The following is a 3,204-nucleotide window of genomic DNA, read 5'->3' on the forward strand; positions in this document are numbered from 1 at the left end:
GCAAGGTGGTGGAGCGTCTCGGCGTGGTGCCGCAAAACCTTCCCGGCGGCGAAATCTACCAGGCCCTCGAAAAGGGCACGCTGGATGCTGCCGAGTGGGTCGGTCCTTACGACGACCAGAAACTGGGCTTCAACAAGGTGGCACCGTTTTACTACTACCCCGGCTGGTGGGAAGGCGGCCCTGAGGTTGATTTCTTCATCAACAACAAGGCGCTGGAAGCCCTGCCCGCGGAATACCGCGCCATCATTGAAGCCGCGGCTTCGCACGCCCATATCGACATGCAGGCCAAGTACGATGCGCGCAACCCGACCGCGCTGAAACAGCTGGTGGGCGCCAAGACCAAGGTCTTGCCCTTTCCCAAGCCCGTGCTTGATGCCTCGTTCAAGGCTTCAATGGATCTGTATGCCGAGCTGGCCGAGAAGAACCCTGACTGGAAGAAGATCTACAGCGATTACCGTGCTTTCCAGAAGGACCAGATCCTCTGGTTCCGTTTCGCCGAGTCGCGCTTCGACACTTACATGCAGGGTGTCACCTTATGAGCCCCCACGCTTTTCACTGCGTCTTCGACTTCGTGTAATGCGCTGCCCCCCGAGGGGGCCGCTGCGCCTGCGGCCCGGCGAAGCCGGTTCCGCGGCCCCTGCTTGAAAGGGAAATCAGTGGTTCCCCGTTTTCCCGGGAAAAAAAACCGCGACATGTCGCTTTTTTTTTTTGCCTGCCTTTCCGGCGGCAGTGAGCCGTGCCCTCAGCGTTGGCTGCGAAAGGTCTTCAACTCGCTTACCAGCCGTTCGAATTCTGCGACCATTTCGGGCGAGGCGGCGTAGAACACCGCGAACTTCCCCATCAAGGTACGCACATACAGACGCGGCGCGATCAGCCATTCGAGTCCGCGCACGCGGATCAGCTTGCCGTAGGCGAGTTCGCGCAGCTCCATGTGCTTGTCCCAGACCCAGCTCTGGTAGAGTCCTTGCTCGTCGAGGCGCGTGACGCTGCGCAGGATGTGCCACCAGGTGTAGCCCACCATCAGCAGCCCGGCGATAAACCACCCCCCGCCTGCAGCCGCGCCTGAGGCCCTCCCAGCCAGCCAGGCCTGGGCAAAAGCCGCGGCCAGCGCCAGCACGATGGCGGTCGCCAACACCTTGAAGGGCACGGAAAACGCCTGCCCCGAGATGCTCCCACCTGTTGGGGTGAACTTGAAGGGTGGCGGGCCAAAATAGGTGCTGGGGGCGGGTACGGGGTCCATGGAGTGCTCGCGGTCTGGAAAGGAAAAACTGACAGTATGGGCTGCCAATAAAAACGCCCCTCGCGAAAGGGGCGTTGGACGCTGGCCTGGAAGGCTGCGATCGGTTATTTGGTCTTGAACAGTTCGTCGACCTTTTTCTGTTCGTCGTCGGAATTCGGTTCTGCCGGCGGTGCCAGTGGATCGCTGCCTGTCGCACCGCTGGCCGCGCCCGCGGGTGGGGTCGCGCTTTCGTCGGCCGGGATTYCGATCTTGACTTTGTCCAGGTCGATCACCGCGGGTTTGTCGAGGAAGATCGTTACCGTCTGCGGCACGAAGATCACGATCGCCACAAGGATCAGCTGCATCGCCACCCAGGGAATCGCGCCCAGGTAGATGTCATTGGACTTGATCGGCTTGGGGATGCGCCCTTCCTTGAACAGCGTGTCGGCGATGCCGCGCAAATAGAACAGTGCGAAGCCGAAGGGCGGGTGCATGAAGCTGGTCTGCATGTTCACGCACAGCAGCACGCCGAACCAGATCAGGTCGATGCCCAGCTTGTCGGCGACGGGGCCCAGCATCGGCAGGATGATGAAAGCGATCTCGAAGAAGTCGAGGAAGAAGGCCAGGAAGAAGATGAACAGGTTGACGGCGATCAGGAAGCCGGTCTGGCCACCCGGCAGGCCGCTGAGCATGTGCTCGACCCACTTGGCACCGTCCACGCCCTGGAACACCATCGAGAAGACGCGCGCGCCGATCAGGATGAAGACGACCATGGCCGTCAGTCGCATCGTGCCGCTCATGGCCTCCCAGATCAGCGCGGGGGTCAGTCGCTTGTGCATGGCGGCCAGCACCAGTGCGCCCACCACACCCATGGCGCCGGCTTCCGTCGGCGTGGCGATGGCGGTGTCGATACCGGGCAGGCCGCCCATGGAGCCGAGCACCGCGAAGATCAGGATGGCCGAGGGAATGATGCCGCGCAGGCATTTGGCCCACAACGCCCAGCCGTTGAGCGTRCGKGCGGTTTTGGGMACRCCGGGMACRTGGTGCGGCTTGAAYACGCCGAGCRYGAAGGTGTAGCCSGCGAARATCAGCACCTGCAGGATGGAGGGGCCCCAGGCGCCCTTGTACATGTCACCGACGGAGCGGCCCAGCTGGTCGGCCATCACGATCAGTACGAGTGACGGCGGCACCAGCTGCGTAATGGTGCCCGAGGCCGCCAGCACACCCGTGGCGTAGCGCATGTTGTAGCCGTAGCGGATCATCACGGGCAGCGAGATCAGCGCCATGGCGATCACCTGGCCGGCTACGGTGCCGGTAATGGCACCCAGGATGAAGCCGACGATGATGACCGAGTAGCCCAGGCCGCCCTTGGCCGGGCCGAACAGCTGGCCCATGGAGTCGAGCATGTCTTCGGCCAGGCCGCACTTTTCAAGGATGGCGCCCATGAAAGTGAAGAAGGGAATCGCCAGCAGCAACTCGTTCGACAAAATGCCGAACATGTTGAGCGGCAGGTTGGACATGAAGCTGGCGGGAAACCAGCCCATCTCGATGGCAAGGAAGCCCGAGGCCAGCCCGAGGGCGGCCAGCGAGAAGGCGACGGGAAAGCCGATCAGCATGATCAGCACGAGGCCCGCGAACATGATCGGGGCGAAATTTTCCATCTGCATGGGGTAGTCCTGAAAGTATTTTTATGGGAACGAGCGATGCAAACGGATCACTGAACCGGTTTTTCGTAGTGCGTATCCATCTCGAATTTGCCCTGGAGATAGCAGATGCGCTTGATGATTTCCGAGAGGCCCTGTACGAACATCAGACCGAAGCCCAGCGGCAGCAGCAGCATCGCCGGCCAGCGGATCAGTCCACCGGCATTGCCTGAGACTTCACCTGAGCGCAGCATGCTCATGAACAGCGGCCAGCTCAGGTAGGCCATCAGCCCCATCACCGGCAGCAGAAAGATGGCCAGACCGAAGATGTCTACATACACC

General features: G+C 61.7%; 4 protein-coding genes. 1 reads left to right on the plus strand and 3 read right to left on the minus strand.

Annotated elements, in window-relative coordinates; genetic code table 11:
• Nucleotides 1-539, plus strand: a 539-nt coding sequence (locus tag AC1DWI_RS17555; protein ID WP_477725315.1) for a TRAP transporter substrate-binding protein, incomplete at its 5' end; no start/stop codon positions are given.
• 203 nt (nt 540-742) lie between these two features.
• Here AC1DWI_RS17555 and AC1DWI_RS17560 read toward each other — a convergent pair.
• The 3 genes from AC1DWI_RS17560 to AC1DWI_RS17570 form a co-directional block, all read right to left on the minus strand.
• On the minus strand, nt 743-1,240 hold the full coding sequence (locus AC1DWI_RS17560) for a hypothetical protein (RefSeq protein ID WP_477667986.1): 498 nt from the start codon (nt 1,238-1,240) through the stop codon (nt 743-745).
• A 104-nt stretch (nt 1,241-1,344) separates the two neighbouring features.
• Entirely contained in the window at nt 1,345-2,886 is a 1,542-nt protein-coding gene (locus tag AC1DWI_RS17565) for a TRAP transporter large permease (protein WP_477725316.1), read from the minus strand.
• Nucleotides 2,887-2,933: 47 nt separating this feature from the next.
• On the minus strand, nt 2,934-3,204 hold a 271-nt coding region (locus AC1DWI_RS17570), incomplete at its 5' end, for a TRAP transporter small permease subunit (RefSeq protein WP_477725317.1).

The sequence above is a fragment of the Polaromonas sp. P3_C2 genome (genome assembly GCF_056402675.1).